21 protein-coding genes are annotated in these 14564 nt (G+C 58.2%); 2 read left to right on the plus strand and 19 right to left on the minus strand.

Annotated elements, in window-relative coordinates:
* Window positions 1–21: 21 nt before the first annotated feature.
* The 4 genes from ACQY47_RS04270 to ACQY47_RS04285 form a co-directional block, all read right to left on the minus strand.
* Window positions 22–615: a tail assembly protein gene (locus ACQY47_RS04270; RefSeq protein ID WP_428555969.1), complete on the minus strand. Its 594-nt coding sequence runs from the start codon at window positions 613–615 to the stop codon at window positions 22–24.
* Window positions 616–670: 55 nt separating this feature from the next.
* A complete protein-coding gene (locus ACQY47_RS04275) occupies window positions 671–1093 on the minus strand; it encodes a hypothetical protein (RefSeq protein ID WP_428555972.1) in 423 nt (140 codons plus the stop codon).
* A 123-nt stretch (window positions 1094–1216) separates the two neighbouring features.
* Complete coding sequence (locus tag ACQY47_RS04280) at window positions 1217–1396, minus strand: hypothetical protein (protein ID WP_428555975.1); 180 nt, start codon at window positions 1394–1396, stop codon at window positions 1217–1219.
* Between the two features lie 62 nt (window positions 1397–1458).
* Window positions 1459–1782, minus strand: a complete 324-nt coding sequence (locus ACQY47_RS04285) for a DUF2388 domain-containing protein (protein WP_428555978.1) — start codon at window positions 1780–1782, stop codon at window positions 1459–1461.
* Between the two features lie 581 nt (window positions 1783–2363).
* On the opposite strand from ACQY47_RS04285, the gene ACQY47_RS04290 reads away from it, so the two are divergent.
* Window positions 2364–2738, plus strand: a complete 375-nt coding sequence (locus ACQY47_RS04290) for a hypothetical protein (RefSeq protein WP_428555981.1) — start codon at window positions 2364–2366, stop codon at window positions 2736–2738.
* Window positions 2739–2898: 160 nt separating this feature from the next.
* Here ACQY47_RS04290 and ACQY47_RS04295 read toward each other — a convergent pair whose 3' ends face one another.
* The 15 genes from ACQY47_RS04295 to ACQY47_RS04365 all read right to left on the minus strand — a co-directional run bounded on the left by ACQY47_RS04295 (window position 2899) and on the right by ACQY47_RS04365 (window position 13814).
* Window positions 2899–3663: a C40 family peptidase gene (locus tag ACQY47_RS04295; RefSeq protein WP_428555984.1), complete on the minus strand. Its 765-nt coding sequence runs from the start codon at window positions 3661–3663 to the stop codon at window positions 2899–2901.
* 2 nt (window positions 3664–3665) lie between these two features.
* Window positions 3666–4418, minus strand: coding sequence for a phage minor tail protein L (locus tag ACQY47_RS04300; protein ID WP_428555987.1), 753 nt, complete (start codon window positions 4416–4418; stop codon window positions 3666–3668).
* 11 nt (window positions 4419–4429) lie between these two features.
* Complete coding sequence (locus tag ACQY47_RS04305; protein ID WP_138453577.1) at window positions 4430–4768, minus strand: phage tail protein; 339 nt, start codon at window positions 4766–4768, stop codon at window positions 4430–4432.
* Window positions 4768–7824, minus strand: a complete 3057-nt coding sequence (locus ACQY47_RS04310) for a phage tail tape measure protein (protein WP_428555990.1) — start codon at window positions 7822–7824, stop codon at window positions 4768–4770. Before ACQY47_RS04310 ends, ACQY47_RS04305 begins: the two co-directional genes overlap by 1 nt.
* A 27-nt stretch (window positions 7825–7851) precedes the next feature.
* Entirely contained in the window at window positions 7852–8124 is a 273-nt protein-coding gene (locus ACQY47_RS04315; RefSeq protein WP_186617629.1) for a DUF1799 domain-containing protein, read from the minus strand.
* A 47-nt stretch (window positions 8125–8171) separates the two neighbouring features.
* A complete protein-coding gene (locus tag ACQY47_RS04320) occupies window positions 8172–8552 on the minus strand; it encodes a phage tail assembly chaperone (RefSeq protein ID WP_053256732.1) in 381 nt (126 codons plus the stop codon).
* Window positions 8553–8555: 3 nt separating this feature from the next.
* On the minus strand, window positions 8556–9212 hold the full coding sequence (locus tag ACQY47_RS04325; protein ID WP_186617630.1) for a phage tail protein: 657 nt from the start codon (window positions 9210–9212) through the stop codon (window positions 8556–8558).
* Between the two features lie 72 nt (window positions 9213–9284).
* Complete coding sequence (locus tag ACQY47_RS04330) at window positions 9285–9701, minus strand: phage tail terminator-like protein (RefSeq protein WP_186617631.1); 417 nt, start codon at window positions 9699–9701, stop codon at window positions 9285–9287.
* Window positions 9698–10294 (minus strand): hypothetical protein, encoded by a 597-nt coding sequence (locus ACQY47_RS04335; protein ID WP_186617633.1) that lies wholly within the window; start codon window positions 10292–10294, stop codon window positions 9698–9700. Before ACQY47_RS04335 ends, ACQY47_RS04330 begins: the two co-directional genes overlap by 4 nt.
* Complete coding sequence (locus ACQY47_RS04340) at window positions 10291–10659, minus strand: hypothetical protein (protein ID WP_428555995.1); 369 nt, start codon at window positions 10657–10659, stop codon at window positions 10291–10293. The genes ACQY47_RS04335 and ACQY47_RS04340 overlap by 4 nt, the downstream gene beginning before the upstream one ends.
* 63 nt (window positions 10660–10722) lie before the next feature.
* Entirely contained in the window at window positions 10723–10902 is a 180-nt protein-coding gene (locus ACQY47_RS04345) for a hypothetical protein (protein WP_191950997.1), read from the minus strand.
* Window positions 10903–10939: 37 nt separating this feature from the next.
* Window positions 10940–11443, minus strand: coding sequence for a DnaT-like ssDNA-binding protein (locus ACQY47_RS04350; RefSeq protein WP_428555998.1), 504 nt, complete (start codon window positions 11441–11443; stop codon window positions 10940–10942).
* 58 nt (window positions 11444–11501) lie between these two features.
* Window positions 11502–12077 (minus strand): hypothetical protein, encoded by a 576-nt coding sequence (locus tag ACQY47_RS04355; RefSeq protein ID WP_428556001.1) that lies wholly within the window; start codon window positions 12075–12077, stop codon window positions 11502–11504.
* A gap of 49 nt (window positions 12078–12126) precedes the next feature.
* Window positions 12127–13095, minus strand: coding sequence for a major capsid protein (locus tag ACQY47_RS04360; RefSeq protein WP_428556004.1), 969 nt, complete (start codon window positions 13093–13095; stop codon window positions 12127–12129).
* 11 nt (window positions 13096–13106) lie between these two features.
* A complete protein-coding gene (locus tag ACQY47_RS04365; RefSeq protein ID WP_428556007.1) occupies window positions 13107–13814 on the minus strand; it encodes a hypothetical protein in 708 nt (235 codons plus the stop codon).
* Between the two features lie 134 nt (window positions 13815–13948).
* On the opposite strand from ACQY47_RS04365, the gene ACQY47_RS04370 reads away from it, so the two are divergent.
* Window positions 13949–14560 carry a hypothetical protein gene (locus ACQY47_RS04370; protein WP_428556010.1) on the plus strand — a complete coding sequence of 204 codons (612 nt, stop codon included), beginning with the start codon at window positions 13949–13951 and terminating at the stop codon, window positions 14558–14560.
* Window positions 14561–14564: the final 4 nt, after the last annotated feature.

Here is a 14564-nt window from a genome sequence, read left to right on the forward strand (position 1 = left end):
CTTCGGTGGTTCAGGTATTGGCTACATCTGGTCTTCTGCGAAGATGGCGGCACTGATGATTGCCCCACCCCAGCGGCGCTCGCCGATGCAGAGCGGTACTGGGTTACCGGATGCCGTTGTGTTCTTGGCACTGCCGAAGGCGTAGCCAGGCGTGTTCTCGGGGGCGGCGCTGGTCTTGAGTCCGCCAGCCTGCGGGCTGAGCATTTGGATTACGCCGCCGGCGACGAGCCCGATACCTGCGCCGATAAGCGGTGTGCCGAAAGGCGTTGCTGAAAAAATCACACCCACAACAATCAAAATTGCTCCGACGATGGTTTGAAGAATACCGCCGCGCTTGCTGCCTACAACCACGGGGGCAATGCGGATGTCGCCGGCGCCGTTATAGCTCAACTCCCTCTCGCCTATATTGCGCTTATCGCGGAACACAGCGAACTCAAGCCCGCGCGACTTGGCGTTAGACAGGAACCGCTCGAACCCCGGGATTTGCACACATAGTGCCTTGATGGCCTCGGCGGGCGACTTTACCGCGAGCCTGAAGGACTTCCCGAACTGACGGAGTTGCCCGTGAAGTCGAATCGTTGTCATAGGTTGGTAATTGATCGCTGATGCCTGCATCACTTTCTCCGGACAATAAAAAACCGCCCGGAGGCGGCTTCATGGCTTTCTTGGTTCAGTTGTAATCGACATAGGGGCCAATGTAGAAGCCGGCCATGTCGCCACTGATACGGTACAGGCTTTCCTTTCCAGGCTGCACCGTCGCCGCGATCGTTCGAATTGCGGCGCCTGCGCACAAGCCAGAGCCCGCCAGGCCAGCGCCGAGATTGGGCGATCCCGGCGGAAGGTAGAATGTAGCCCGCTGACCAGTACCGATTTTTGCAGCCCTGCGGCCGTCGACATAAACAACAATGTCGCAACCAGAGCCGACCGCGCCGGAGTCGCGCACCACGGTGATTTTTCCACTCTCGCCAGCTGGTTTAGTCTGGAAGGCATAAACCTCGTCCGACGGGACCGGCTTGGCATCCAGCACCGAGATCGCCGATGAGGCACACCCTGCCAGCATCGCCACCGCTACCGTCGCTATCAAAATCCGCATGTCGTTCCCTCTTTGGTTTGGCGAGAACACTAGCATGTACAAAAGAGCGACGCGAAAAACCCATGCTGACGCAGCCCAGCGATTCACTGCCAGAATGCCGGTGTGACTCTCAAAGCTCTCGGACTATTTTTTCTGCATGGCAGCGGAATTCGCTTTCCTCAAACGCTCGCTCATAACTTTTTTATCGTAGGCGTCCCTGGCTTTCATCGTTTCACCTGCTGCATTGATCCAGTCATTTGCTGTGCAACCAGATATCACGACTGTGTTGCTAAATACCATAGTTAGCAATAGGGCTCTTTTCATCGAATGCTCCAGAAATAATATTTACATATATATTATTGATATATCGAGACTTTTCCATTCCTCTAAGGACGCATACTCACCTGTTGCGTACGCACCAGTATAGATTTGGCCAGATCGATGTCGCTTATCACAATTTCCGGATGAGAGCTGCGAAACTCCCTAATCGAAGCCTCAATATACGGGCCTCTAATCGCACCATCGCTAGCTACGAAGCAGTTAGCATCGTCTTCGGTAGCCAAAACCAACTTCTTATCTCGCGAGGTCAAATAGGTCGTCGCTGAGGTTGTTCCGGAGGATATCGTTTCAGCCCAAAAATCATTGATAGCCATCGCGGACCCCGGCAACAGCATAAAAGAACAGCCAAATACAGCAAATAGCTTATGCATAAGCACCCTCTTCTAATTTATTCTTGAGAGAATTCGTACAGCCACGCTTTTAACGACTTGTAGATCAATCCAATCCCCCTACAAATCATCCAGAACTGTATCTAAAACCAAGCAAGCCACTCCAAAAGCCTCAACTAGTACCCAATGTTTGAATTCACCAGTTATGGCTGTGACTGCAAATGATATCCCGCAAGCGCCAATCAGAAGCTTCGGCCAAAGTCGCTGGTATGCCAGCCACAACTCACCACGTTCAGTTGATGGAGCGGATTGCTCCGTCCGTTTGGGCCGCAGTCTGCCGTCTTCCATAGCGTCATCGAAAACCGTATGAGCGTTTACCCCCTCTTTGGGATTTACCCTAAAAGAGCCTCTTTTCAGTCCTGCCCAAAGGAACAGACCTTGCCGCTGCTCACTGAGCTAGTACCAGCGGCTTCAGAGTGCAGCTCCATCAAGCCTTGCAAGATGAATCGATTCATCGTTATAGTATAACGCTCGCTAAGCCTTGACAACCCTAAGGTGATGAGAGTGAAAAACCTGGGATTGCCACTGGCGAGACCTGTTTTCTTGGATAAGGATTAATCAATATGAAGTCGGCACAAATACTGGCAGCATCAGCTTTAACCACACTTATGCTAAGTGGTTGTTCAATATTAGACGCAGTGGATACACTGAGGTCTTTCAGTTCGGACCCACTTGTGAAAGCTGCTACTGAAGATGAAAGAGCGACAAAAAAATCTGTCATGGCCGTAGGAAAACAACCAACTAAAACACAACCTACGAAGATGATTCAGGGAACCTGCTACGACTTCACGTTAGCGAACGGAGAGAAAACCTCCCCTTTTTACGTAGCATTTAATAAAAAGGACCAGGTAGTAGCAGCATCCTTTATAACCTGCGCTGAAGCAGAATCTAAAGGCGTAATCAATAATGAACTACCCCATATAGAGCGAAAGAAATAATTATGCCGCGTGATGGTCATGCGTATCGCCGCAACTAACCACTTCCAGTTTCGGAGACATGACCGTCACTTTTATCTAGCAAAACTCAGTATTCCAAATTTGCATCTCGCTCACGTAGCGTTGTGAGGTTTGCTTGCCCTTTTTCTGCGGCCTTACTGCGTCACTTTCGTTTTTTGGCGTCTTTGTGTCTGAGGATTAGGCAAGTTCTATCTGCCCATGGCCCGCCAAAAATTATGATTTCGGACGGCCTACCGTAAAGGTGATGTAGCAAGAATGGTCCAGGACCAAACGTAACCGCATCTTCACCAGGTAGCGCCGGATCGGTGCCCAGGTAAATCCCGGCGTGGTTCGGGTGCACCGTCCGACCAACCTGCATAACGATCATGTCGCCGCGCTGAGGGCTGTCTACGCGCACGAAGCCTGCCGCCTCGTAGTTCGCCTCGTACAGGCTGGTGTTCTCGGCGCCCTCCCACCAGCCATCGGTGCGCTGGAAGGCTTCGAACTCGAGCCCCCATTCACGCTGGTACCAGTCAGCGCAGACCTGCCAGCAGTCCCAGGCGCCATGTACAAACGGCCGCTTGAGCAGCGGCGTGCGGCCGGTTGGGGTGATCGTGCGCAAATCCCCCTCGGGCCACGACAGAATGTGCCAGGGCAAAGCCGTGGCCTCGCACATGGCGAAGTCATGCGGTGACGGCCTGCTGGTGGCGTCCGGGTGCGAATGGACAATGCCGAGCACCTCGCCCAGGTCTTCCGCCGCGGCATAGTCCTCAGGATCGAGCCGAAACTCTTCGTTCGGCTCCGTGGCGATGTTTCGGCACGGGAAGTACTTCTGCTTTCGACCAATGGCCAGCAGCAGGCCGCAACATTCTTTCGGATACTCCGCTGCCGCATGCGCCTGGATCGCCGCAATGATGTGCTTGCGCATGGTCAGCTCCTGGCAATGAGGGACACGGCGGGGAATCCGCCGAAGGAAAGTTCGTTGTTCTCGCCGAAGCGCAACTTGCAGGACGACAAGCAACCCTTGCACTGGTCCTTGGCCGGGTCATCCGTGGGATTGTCCTCATCGTCGAACATGGACGCGCCGGTGTATCCGCAGTCCGGCCCTCGGTAACCATTGGTCATGGCCCAGTGGCAGAACGTCGTCATTTGGCGCCCGGGCAGCCCGTGGTTATCGATCTCGCCCGGGGAGGACAGCTCCCAGACCACCGCCTCGCCGTCCTCGCTGGTTTTCTGGTCGATGTACCAGATCTCCAGCGCTTCCTGGGTCGGATCAGCAGTGGGGTTGCCTTCGGGGAAGTTGGCTGCGTCCAGGTACTTGGCCAGTGTCTCGCGGACTGTGAGCTTGAACTTGAGCATGTCCTCGAAAGCCAGGCACAGCGCCGTGACGCGCCCGTTGACGTTGCCGGCGGCGAACGTCGGCCTGGTGGCCGTGCCGTCGCTGTTGGAGCCGATGCCTTCGATCTGTACCGGCCAGGCCGCATATTCGGCGCCCTGCCACCAAATTGACTTGGCTGGCAGATCTTCTTCCGAATGCTCGTAGGCAAGCAGTTCCTCGGGCGTGTGCGGAATTGCGTGCCCATGGAAGCGCAGGTAATCCGCGCCGTACTCGGTGCCGTCAATTTCGAACAGGCGAATCTCGCCGCCGGGCTCCAGTTTCTGGATGTCCGTGATCAGTGCCATGGGCGGTTATCTCAGGGGTGAAAGGTTTGCTGGAAGGTGGCGGTGATGGCGTAGACCTGGCCGCCACGGTGAACCGGCTTGTAGCCGTTGCACTTGTAGAGACCAAGCTCGCCGAGGGGCGGCGTCCAGAGAAAGCCTTTTGCCCCCTTATGCCTGTCGAGGAACTTCCTTATCTCCAGGATACGAGATGCCATACCGGTAAACGTAACCGGCCAGGATTCCGACTGATTATTCAGTCCGTCCTCGACCGACTGCTCATAGCCATCGCCGAACTTTTTGGAACGGACGCGCTGGGTGATTTCCCCCTCCGCGCCCTTCTCCGTTGCCCAGGTGAATCGCTCGATTGCCATCAGCGCCCCTTGATTGCTTTGTTGATGACGCCGCCCTGGCCCATGTCCTTGTTGCGCAGTTGCTGATACTTCTGCTCAACGAACGCAGCCAGTTCTTTGCCAAACAGATCGTAACCAGGTGCGTCGGCGGAGGATGATGCGTTACCGTCTCCGTCGATATGCACTTCGACATTGATCTGCGTTGCGCCCGCCCCGCCGCCGCCCATCGCCATAACCCCCAGCTTGCCGCTGGATGTCCGGGTCAGCGGCATGATCGCCTCCGGCCCCGCCTCGCCAGCGATCCCTGTTTTGCCGTTGGCCATACCGAACGCCGTGGGCTTGCTGACAATGGTGTTGGTGAAGGCACCACCGTCGGCGAACATCTGTACACCCCCCGACCAGGCGCCACCCAAGGCTTGCGGGAAGTACGAACCGGAATAGCCGCCAGCCGAAGCGCCGAGGTTTGACGACGCGGCCCCCGCAGACCCGGCCGCCAAACCGTTGCCGGCGGCGCTACCACCGAAGTAGCTTGCCGCTGCACCCACCAGGTTTCCCAGCAATGCCGAGCTGGCCTGGCGTGTGGCAATGCGTGCCATGTCCGCCAGGATCGACTTGGTAAAGTCAGCGAACGACGCTTTGCCTGATACGGCGAAGTTAACCAGCGAGTCCTCCATTGAGCTGAAGGCATTGCCGAATAGGCTTTTTGTCTGGCCGGCGATGTTGTGCGCCGAGTCAAGATAGTTGTCCCAGGCAGCTGCCGCCCCCTTCGTCCAGTCGCCCTGGGCGTTCTCTACATCCGCGTAGTTCTGCCGGATCTGGTCGGTAGCCGCCTTGTTCGCGTCTGCGAGCGCTTGCGATTTGCGGGTGAACTCTTCCTCCGACATATTCCGCGATGGGTCGGACTTCTGGTTGGCCAGCTCCAGCGACTGCTGAGCAAACCGGTCTTGCTGGCTGTTCAGCTCTCCGCTGAGTGCGTTTTGGCGGTCACCCTGACCCACGCCGAGAACCGCGCGCTGGCCGGCGAGCTTCAGAGCTCGCTGTTGCTGCCCCAGAGCCTGCACGTAGGTGCTGATCGCGCGCTCTTGCTTGGCCAGGCGCCCGGTCTCGTTGGTCGCCAGGACTTCAAGCTGGCTGTCAGCGTCTTTCTGCGCTTTGACCATCCCCGCGCGCGCGTCAGCGATCTTCTGGTCCAGCCGGATGCTTTGCGCGGCCGATGTGGTCTTCTTGCCCTTGGCAGCCTCCAGCGCCAAAATCTCGGCCTCGTAGGCTGCCGTTACCTGGTCGCGTTCGTTGCCGATGAGAGCTTGGCGCCGTAGCAGGTAATCGGCCTCGGAAAGCAGGCCGGCCTTTTGTGCCGCGTCCAGTTCCTTCTGATAGTTTTTGTAGGTGTCGGTGATCGCCGCCAGGTCGTTCTTGGCGTTGTTGAAACTGGTTAAGTCGACCTGGGAACCGGCGGCCTTCTGGTCTTTGAACTTGTCGTTGATATTGGCGATGTTTTTGTCGACCGTTGCCTGAGCCAGGCGAGGATCGTTCGGCGCTACCTTGCGGATATCGTCGAGTTGTTTCTTGTAGTCCTTGAGGGCGTCGGCGCGTTTCTGCTCATTCGTCCATGACGATTTAGTCAAAGCATCGATTTTAGCCATCGACGACACGGCTTCGCCTTGGGCCTTGGCCTGGTCACCCTCCCACTTGGCGATATCGGCTTGGGCCGCCTTCTCATCTTCCAGCATGTTTAGGCGGTCTTGCCGAAACTCAATCAGCGCGTCTTTGGACTTTTTGTTTTGGAACAACCCGTCCATGTTTTGCGCTTCAAGCAGGTCCGCCTTCGCGCTTTCAATATCCGCGTTGATGTCGCGACGACCAATATTCTTGATCCCGTCGGCGGCGCGCGCCACGGCGTTGTAAGCCTTTTCCCAAAGACTGAGGTTTGCCAGAATCTTCGGAGTGCGCTCATTGATCGCATCAGCGTAGGCATCGGTCGCGAGCTTTACGGCGCCGGCGTGATCGCCTTGCTTCTCAAGGGCCACGATTTGCGAGTAAACCGAGGCAGTCAGGTAGTGATACTGCTCGTTTAGCGCAGCGGACGCCTTGACGGGGTCGTCTGCCAGCTTGGAGAACTCACCGACTGTCTCACTCACAGCTTTGCCAGTCGCTTCCTGCATCGACACGGCGGCCTGAGTGATCTCGGTAAAGCTCGCACCTGCGATCTTCCCGTTGTCAGCCAGCAGAGCCAGGACAGAGGCTGCTTGCCCCGTAGAGCCGACAGTAGCGCTGACCTGGCGCGCCATATCGCCGAGCTGTCCGGCACTGACGCCTGCGTAGTTGCCGGTGAGGATCAGCGACTTGTTGTATTTGTCGGTTTCGGCCCTGCCCTGAACAAATCCATAAGCGAGTGCGCCGACCGCTGCTACAGCAAGCCCAATAGGCGCGGCCATGGCTGCGATGCGAACGGCCGAGGCGCCGGCATTGGTCCCGAGTTCCAGAACGTTATGTGCCGCTACACGAATGTTTCCTTCAGCCAGAGCATTGCCGAGCTGAACCACGTTCTGCCTGGCGGCCTTGGTGTTCAGTCCAAGGCCCGCAAACGCCGAACTCGTCTTGTCGATCTCGGCATACTTGCCATCGATCTTCTTTAGGGCCTGGTTGTATTGCTCTTGGTTGATACGCCCGGCATCCAGATGTTTGCCCAGTTGCTCTACCTGGGTATCCAGCTTGGCCAGGGCCGCGCGAGCCGGGTCGATGGCACCCAACAGACTGTTGAGGGCCTTCTGCTCATCCATGGCCGACTTGGCCAAGGCCACCTGCTGCTTGTCGAGCTGAGCCGAGATCTTCGCTGCCTCAGCCTCGCCATAGGCGCCGGTCTTGGTCAGCTTGGCGAGAGCGTCGCGCTGCTTTGCCAGGTCCTGGGTGGTTTTGGCGCTGGTAGACAGCGACTTTTCCAGCGCCTGCATTTCGTTCATCAGCGAAACGGCAGACTGCTCGGCCCGGCCTCCGGCCTTGGCCATATCATCCAGGCTCGTTTTAGCCTGGATTGCATCGGCCGAGTCGATCTTGACGCCGAGTTCTGCAATGTTCATCGACTCACCTTGAATAAGTGCCCGTGGTTACGGGCTGTTTTCCCTTTCCTCCGCCATGACGCGCAGGGCCTCGCCTTCCAGCACCTGAATGTCAGGGAAGATTTCAGCGAGTTTCTTTTTCTTGATGCCGAGGAACCCGGCTACGTCGCGGATGCAGGTGTAGTCGAGACCGATCGCGCCGCCGGCGCCCGCCCTCCACTGAGTCGACATCCGGTTGAACAGGAAGAACGCCGGCCAGTTGCAGGGCCATACCTCGGTCACCTCTTCAAGGTCACCCGGGGAAAGCCCAAACAGACCCATCAGTTCAGCAGGTGCCGCCGGCGCGTAGAGTGCGCGGGCGGCGTCTGTCAGTTTCCCAGGCGGGCCTGGCTGAATGCGTTCTGGTAGGCGTTCACGACTGCCTCAGCAGCGCCCTGACAGGACTTCACCAATGCCAGGATGCTCTTATCGTCGAACTTGTCATCGAAGCCCCAGCCGACCACCAGGTCCTTGATCTGCTGCGCTTGCTGCTCAGTGTCAGCGGCTACGATTTCGGAAAGCGTAGGCTTATCGCCGAGGGCGGCCTGTGCCTCGTCACGCTTCAGGGTCCATTCATCGAACAAGGCGGCAAGCCCTGGACGATCCCGATACTTGAAGGTGAACTCGATCTTCTCGGGCTCGCCCCCAACGATAGGGATCGACACGAAGGCCTTGAACGTCGGGTTCTGGGCGATTCTGATCTTTGCCATGGGTTATGCCACCGCAGTCAGGTAACGGGTCGGTTCGCCCTGCAGCGCCAGGTTCACGGTCCGGGTCAGCAAGTTGCTGCGAGACACAGTCGGCTGGTTGGAGAACGATGTGAAGGCGCCGTAGAACAGCGTGTCGTTACCTGGCAGGTTCAGGCGCGCGGCCTGAATAGTCTGGCTGGCATCCGCTGCACGCAGGATGGCGTTGAACGCCTGGCCAGGGTCATCTGCAATGGTCAGCGCCAAGCTCGCGGCAGCCTTGTCGGTTGGCATCTGGCGGCCCTGCTTGTCTTCCAGGAACACCACGTCCAGATAGTTCTGGGTGCCGCCGGCGAAAGCCACGTCAGTGATTTGCGGAATCTGCACCCAGGTCAGCACCTTCTTCAGCGAGCCGATGCCGGAGCCGGCCGGATAGACCTGCGCGTCGGTAGTGTCGACCCCTTCGAGGGTGATGGCGGTGGCAGTGGCGGCCTTGACACGCACCACCCGATTGCCCAGGCGAGTCCAGCCGGATGTGACGATCACGATGTCGCCAGCCGAGAGCGTGCCGCCAGTTACAGTGGCCACGGCTTCAGCCGCGTTGCTCAGCGCCGAAAACGGGATGTCCGGGCCATAGGTCGCACCGTGCTGGAAGGTGCCGCCGTCCGGAATTTTGTAGCCCATGGGTATTTCCTCTTTGCAGATATGAAAAAACCCGCTCAATGGCGGGTTTGTGGGTTTGCCCAATGGGCGGGATCAGTTCGTGTCGGCTCGGTACAAGAACGAGACCGGGACGGTGTAGGTTGAGTCGCCGGTGATACCGGGGCCCTGGTCGACTGGGGACATGGTCACCACGGTGACAGCGCTCTTCGTGTCCCTGGCGTATAGCGGGAACAGATCGGTCAGTCCAGCCGCTATAGGGTTCGTCTTGGCCTTGCCGGTGCCCGCCGGCGCGATGATGCTGACCTGGAAAACACCGGTGAACAGCCGGTGGTCACCGCCGAGCGTGTTGCTTGCGGTGTCGCCCGGGATAGTGAAGGCTCGCAGATAGGTCTCGCCCGCCGCCGGCGTGTAGGCCGTGTTATCGAACACGATCTTCAGCTTCTCCGGCCTGGCAGCGTTCCAGGCGATTAGCTTGGCCTCGTAGATCGAAGCGATAATTGCGTGACTCATACCTGGTTGTTCCTGATGGCCTCCAGCACTATCTGCTGAAAGCGAGCCACGGTGACCCGAACCATGCCGCCGGGGGCCTGGGTGGAATGGCCGAACTCCAGCGGGATCGCGTAGGGCAAATTGTTGATGATGTAGGCGATCTGGCCGGCGGTGAAGTCGCTCATTGCTGCAACCAGCGCCGCTGTAGTTTCGGCGCCGCTCGGATCCACCTCGTCAAAGGTGACGCTCTCAACCACGCCGAGCGATATGTGCCAGTTCGCCCGGAACCGGCCGCCGACGTAGCCCTCTGGCGCCTTGATGTCCATGCCGTCGTTGAGCTTGCGGCCCTTCTTGAGCCTGCCGCCCTTCGTGAGGTTGGCCGGGTCACCGCGCAGCGCGCTGTTGTGATCATCGACGGCCTTGTTGTACTGGGTGGCCACTGCGTTCTGCGCCCAGATCTCCGGGTTACCCACGGGGGACATCCGTATCAGGCTGCTGCCGACCTCGATGATAATTTCACGCACGCTGGCATCGATGGCTTCGCTGGCCTGCGAGGCGAACTCGGCCAGGCTCAGGGCGAAGCTACCGGACTGGCCGGCGCCTGCCCGGCTCATGATCGCACCTGCAATTCATAAAGGATCGGCGTGCCCGCCGGATTGATCTCTTTCAGAGGAGGTACGATTGACCATGTGCGGCCTTGGGCTACGACTTTGTCGAGCAGACCCGGCACCCAAGCCAATCCTTGCGCGGCAATCTTGAGCTTCTTGTCGCCCTGCCTGATGAGGCTGTTGTTCTGGAATTCCAGGCCGGTGAAGTCGAGCAGGATGCCGTGGGCGATCTGCTCGATGGTTGCGCCAGGCGCTTCCCCGCCCGTCTCCGGGTCGTACTCGCCCGGATCAGTCTTGCTGATGGTCACGGGCTGGCCGAACTCTGTGATCATATCCAGAGCCATCACGGCCATTTCGTCGTAGAAGGCCATGGTGGCTCCAGATGTAAAAAGCCCAGCAGGGTAGCTGGGCTTTATCGATACTCAGGCAGAGGGTTAAGACTCGCCCAACGACTTTTTCCTTGCGTTTCTCTCTTCAAAAAGCTTATCCGCGAGATCTGCGGCAACTCGAACAGCTCTGTCGTGACCGCCGTCAAGATTAGCAACAGCGGCAAGGGCGGCGGCTGCATATTTATCCCAAATTTCCAACTCGTGAACCGTAAGCTTGAGCGACATGAAATACTCCTCCCTGTATTGAGGGGTTAAAACTATCTCACGCTCGGACAGCGAACAAGCCCCTTCTCTTCAGATAGTCGGCAAACTGCGTAGCGCTCGGTCGATCCGGCGCCGCCGGCAGCAGTCGGTTGCTGGTGGACGGGATCGCCGCGTACTGTCGCGTTACCGCCCCCTCAACACGATCCAGCAACACAGCACCTTTGCGCTTCTCCACCGGGTCGATATCGTCCTGATGAATTTCAGCGGCCAGGGCCATCTGGCCGTACTGGATGCGCGCCGGCATGTAGTTGTCTGGCTTGATCTGGTAGTCCAACTCAACACCCCGGCGCGGCCAGGCCAGCGCCTGCTCGCTGCTCATCTTGCGCCCCTTCCAGGTCATGCCATCCATTGCCAAGGCGGCCCGGCGCAGCAACGCTTCTTGCTCGCGAATACCTGCAGGGATGATAGTGCCGAACTTCACGGCATAAAGGGCCAGATCCTCGGCACTCGCGTAGCTTTCGGCGTCAGGCTTACCGGTGCCGTCCTCGATGATGAGTGTCATGCGTCAACTCGCTGGAATGTTTTGGGATTGGCGGCCGCGTCACCGGCAGCCAGCATTATCACGCCTTGGTCAGATCAGCGACGAGCTTTTCCAAGGATTCTTTCGAGGCGTTGGCCCGATATGGAACCTTGGCTTCGTCCAGCTTAGCCTTCAGCTCGGCGATTTCCTTCGCGTCCGGGTCGTCCAGGCGAGCCTTGGCGGCCTGCTGGAGAAGGTCGTCCACTTGCAGTTGCAGAGCCTTCGCCTTTTCTGCTTCGCCATCACGCTCACGGATGAGGCTTTCCACGCCCGCGCTTACCTCCTCGAACACCTGAAACAGGCGGCCAGCGATAGGACCAAGCTCGCCTTCGGGGCGCACCAGTTCCTGATCAGCGAATGACTCGACAATCAGGCCAACAGACTCAAGCTCGGCGCGGAAGGCTTCGATATCGACACTGGAATTACCGCCGCCGATCAGCAGCACGGTAGGCAGCTCCTTGATCGTCACGTCGGGCACTTCGTCGGCGGCATCTTCACGACTTTCGGTAACGCTTGCGTCGACGATGCGCAGGCCGCTTGCTTTGGCGAGTGCCTTCACGTCCTCCTGGTACTGGTGGAATGGACCAGGCAGATACCAGATGTTCTTGTTGCTCATGATCGTGTCCTCGCCAAGCCGGGCACTGGGCCCGACTCAGCTGTCAGGGTTACTTAGAGGCGTCACCGATCAAAGCCACACCGGCGGTGTGCTTGATGCTGGTGGCGGTCTTGTCCCAGTTGGTACCGGTCGCCAGTTCGGCGTCGGTTGGCGACTTGCCGCCGGTGGTGGTGTCCCAGGTGTAGCCCTTCAGGCCCAGGCCAAAGGTGTAGTCGGTTTGGAGCGTGGTTTCGATACGCTCCTTGCCGTTGGTGGTCTGGACGTTGCTGATGATGTCGCGGCCGTCGTGGACCAGCGCAGCACCTTGCACCAGGGACAGGATGATTTCTTTGTTCGGGGTGCCGGCCTGCATCAGCGCCGGGGCATCCGTCACCACGGAGATCTTGCCCAGAATATCGATCACGCGGACGTTACCGGCCTGGAACAGCTGGTTCTGGTTTGCCAGGTTTTGGCCGACCAACTTGTGGTAACTGGTGCCCTGCATCACCTGGGTTACCAGGTTCTGACTTGCGTCGCCGAACTTCGCGTGTGCGTTGTTGAGGCCAGCGTAGGTGATGCCTACGGTAGCCGACACATCGTTGACCGCGGCTGCCTGGGCGGTGATTGCAGCTACCAAGGCGGCGATCGCGGTGTTCAGCTGGTCCTTCAGCAGGATTTCAGCGAACGCGCGGCTGGCGACCTCGATGCCTTGGGCGGTTGGTCGCTCTAGCCAGGTCATCTGCGACGGCTCGTAGCGGATCGGACCGAAGCCACCGGCGACCTTCACCGAAGTATTCTTCAGCTCAGTCAAATCGGTTGCAGCGACAGCGGCGTTCGTGCTGTAGCGATCCACGCGGCGCTGGGCTGCGGCCAGGGTCTGGAAAAACGACTCCTGAAGGAAGTCACCAGTGAAGCCGTCCGGCGACAGCACGATTGCACCGCGGCTGGCGGCGTTGAAAGCGGCGAGATACTGATCCAGCGTCTCGAGAGTCGCCGGCATGATGTATTCGTTGAAAACCTGCATTTGCGACAGGGACATGAGTTATTTCCTTACGATTGTGGGAGATCCGGGAACCGGCTCGCGATCGCGGCCTGTCGTTCCTCTTTGGTGCCGCCGATTTTTCCTTTTGCGGCCCCGCCGCCACCTCCAGCACCAGCAGCCCCGCCGCCAGATGCCTTACTACCCGCGATCAACGGCGCGAAGGCCGTGTCGTTTGCGAATTCTGCTTTCAGCTCATCCAGCGTTGCCGCCGAGAGCTTGCCCTGCTGGTCGAGGACGACCACAACAGGCTTCCCGTCGCGCTGCTCGACGCTCAGACGGCGTTCGATGTGCGGCAACAGGGCTTTGGCGCTGCCCGGGATTGCCAGGGCAGACGCGATGTCAGTAGCGGTACGGCCGACGGTCAGATCCCGGATCTGAGTGCTCAGCGTTCCACGCTCCTGTTCCAGCATGCCGTTCAGCTCAGCTTCGCGGCGGTTGTACTTTTCGGACCAGGACTTTTCTAGTTCTTCGACGTTGCCAGATTTGCGAGCGGCTTCTTCACGCTCGGTGCGGGCCAGTTCTTCGGCTTCGCGCGCTTTCTTCTCGGCCAGTTTTTTCTCGCCGAGCAGCTCATCAACCTTGGCCTTCAGGCCCGATACATCTTCTTGCTGCGGCAAACCTTCAATGCCGAGTACGAACTTGCCGTCCTTCTCGGTGTAAAGAGCGCGCACGGCTTCATCTACCCCTTCCAGGGTATCCAGTTGGAATTTCAGCATTGGTTGTCTCCCAGAGACGTAGGTGCAGGCCCTGCCTGCGGATGTGAAAACCCGATATCCGAGATAAATCCAGATTGGATTTTTTCATTTATTTCATTTAATATTTCGCTTCTCACACGAAACGAGAACGCAACATGAACAAAAAACATCAAATAATCAGTGATCAAGAGGGCAAACCACTGTTTGCTCTGATCCCATACGAGGAATACGTAATGCTTCAAAAAAACATAACGGAGCGGAGTGCAGCTCCCACAAAAACCACTCTCCTGTCGGATGACGGGCTGCGCATTTCATTGCCCCACGCACCGGGCGAGCATATTGATCTCGTCCGGCTGGTCGACTATTGCGTCCGGACAAGCCAGGTGAGCATGGGCGCGGACGACGATCTCGACGAGGTGCGGAAAGAGTACGGTGAAAGCTTTCCAGTAAATATGCGCGCGCAGGCACTAGCCAACTTCGACGCTCGGCAGATGGGGTCGCTGGACCCTCTGATTCGGGCGAAATTTCTGCCGAAGAACTCACCGTATCGCAACACCATGCAGGCAACCACAGAGGTGGTAAACGCGCTGGTGAGCACTGGGATCTTCAATCCTACAAAACGAAAGTTCGATTTTTACCGGCCCGTGAATGCTCTCGACTTCAATCTCGACGCAGCCAAAGAATTTCTTGCGGGGAAACCGCCCGTCCAAGACCCCATCAATCCGTACTTCTGGTACAAATCGTCGATCGACAAGGGCAGCGATTGATCCC

The organism is Pseudomonas edaphica (genome assembly GCF_965277385.1).
Taxonomy (GTDB): domain Bacteria; phylum Pseudomonadota; class Gammaproteobacteria; order Pseudomonadales; family Pseudomonadaceae; genus Aquipseudomonas; species Aquipseudomonas edaphica.

Bases quoted from the DNA above. Each gene is read 5' to 3' on its own strand.
- ACQY47_RS04310 (WP_428555990.1), bottom strand. From the start codon at position 7,824: ATGAACATTGCAGAACTCGGCGTCAAGATCGACTCGGCCGATGCAATC.
- ACQY47_RS04345 (WP_191950997.1), bottom strand. From the start codon at position 10,902: ATGTCGCTCAAGCTTACGGTTCACGAGTTGGAAATTTGGGATAAATAT.
- ACQY47_RS04320 (WP_053256732.1), bottom strand. From the start codon at position 8,552: ATGGCAAAGATCAGAATCGCCCAGAACCCGACGTTCAAGGCCTTCGTG.
- ACQY47_RS04295 (WP_428555984.1), bottom strand. From the start codon at position 3,663: ATGCGCAAGCACATCATTGCGGCGATCCAGGCGCATGCGGCAGCGGAG.
- ACQY47_RS04305 (WP_138453577.1), bottom strand. From the start codon at position 4,768: ATGGCAATCGAGCGATTCACCTGGGCAACGGAGAAGGGCGCGGAGGGG.
- ACQY47_RS04330 (WP_186617631.1), bottom strand. From the start codon at position 9,701: ATGAGTCACGCAATTATCGCTTCGATCTACGAGGCCAAGCTAATCGCC.
- ACQY47_RS04355 (WP_428556001.1), bottom strand. From the start codon at position 12,077: ATGAGCAACAAGAACATCTGGTATCTGCCTGGTCCATTCCACCAGTAC.
- ACQY47_RS04270 (WP_428555969.1), bottom strand. From the start codon at position 615: ATGCAGGCATCAGCGATCAATTACCAACCTATGACAACGATTCGACTT.
- ACQY47_RS04370 (WP_428556010.1), top strand. From the start codon at position 13,949: ATGAACAAAAAACATCAAATAATCAGTGATCAAGAGGGCAAACCACTG.
- ACQY47_RS04340 (WP_428555995.1), bottom strand. From the start codon at position 10,659: ATGGCCTTCTACGACGAAATGGCCGTGATGGCTCTGGATATGATCACA.
- ACQY47_RS04300 (WP_428555987.1), bottom strand. From the start codon at position 4,418: ATGGCACTGATCACGGACATCCAGAAACTGGAGCCCGGCGGCGAGATT.
- ACQY47_RS04290 (WP_428555981.1), top strand. From the start codon at position 2,364: ATGAAGTCGGCACAAATACTGGCAGCATCAGCTTTAACCACACTTATG.
- ACQY47_RS04280 (WP_428555975.1), bottom strand. From the start codon at position 1,396: ATGAAAAGAGCCCTATTGCTAACTATGGTATTTAGCAACACAGTCGTG.
- ACQY47_RS04335 (WP_186617633.1), bottom strand. From the start codon at position 10,294: ATGAGCCGGGCAGGCGCCGGCCAGTCCGGTAGCTTCGCCCTGAGCCTG.
- ACQY47_RS04365 (WP_428556007.1), bottom strand. From the start codon at position 13,814: ATGCTGAAATTCCAACTGGATACCCTGGAAGGGGTAGATGAAGCCGTG.
- ACQY47_RS04315 (WP_186617629.1), bottom strand. From the start codon at position 8,124: ATGGGTCTGTTTGGGCTTTCCCCGGGTGACCTTGAAGAGGTGACCGAG.
- ACQY47_RS04275 (WP_428555972.1), bottom strand. From the start codon at position 1,093: ATGCGGATTTTGATAGCGACGGTAGCGGTGGCGATGCTGGCAGGGTGT.
- ACQY47_RS04285 (WP_428555978.1), bottom strand. From the start codon at position 1,782: ATGCATAAGCTATTTGCTGTATTTGGCTGTTCTTTTATGCTGTTGCCG.
- ACQY47_RS04360 (WP_428556004.1), bottom strand. From the start codon at position 13,095: ATGTCCCTGTCGCAAATGCAGGTTTTCAACGAATACATCATGCCGGCG.
- ACQY47_RS04325 (WP_186617630.1), bottom strand. From the start codon at position 9,212: ATGGGCTACAAAATTCCGGACGGCGGCACCTTCCAGCACGGTGCGACC.
- ACQY47_RS04350 (WP_428555998.1), bottom strand. From the start codon at position 11,443: ATGACACTCATCATCGAGGACGGCACCGGTAAGCCTGACGCCGAAAGC.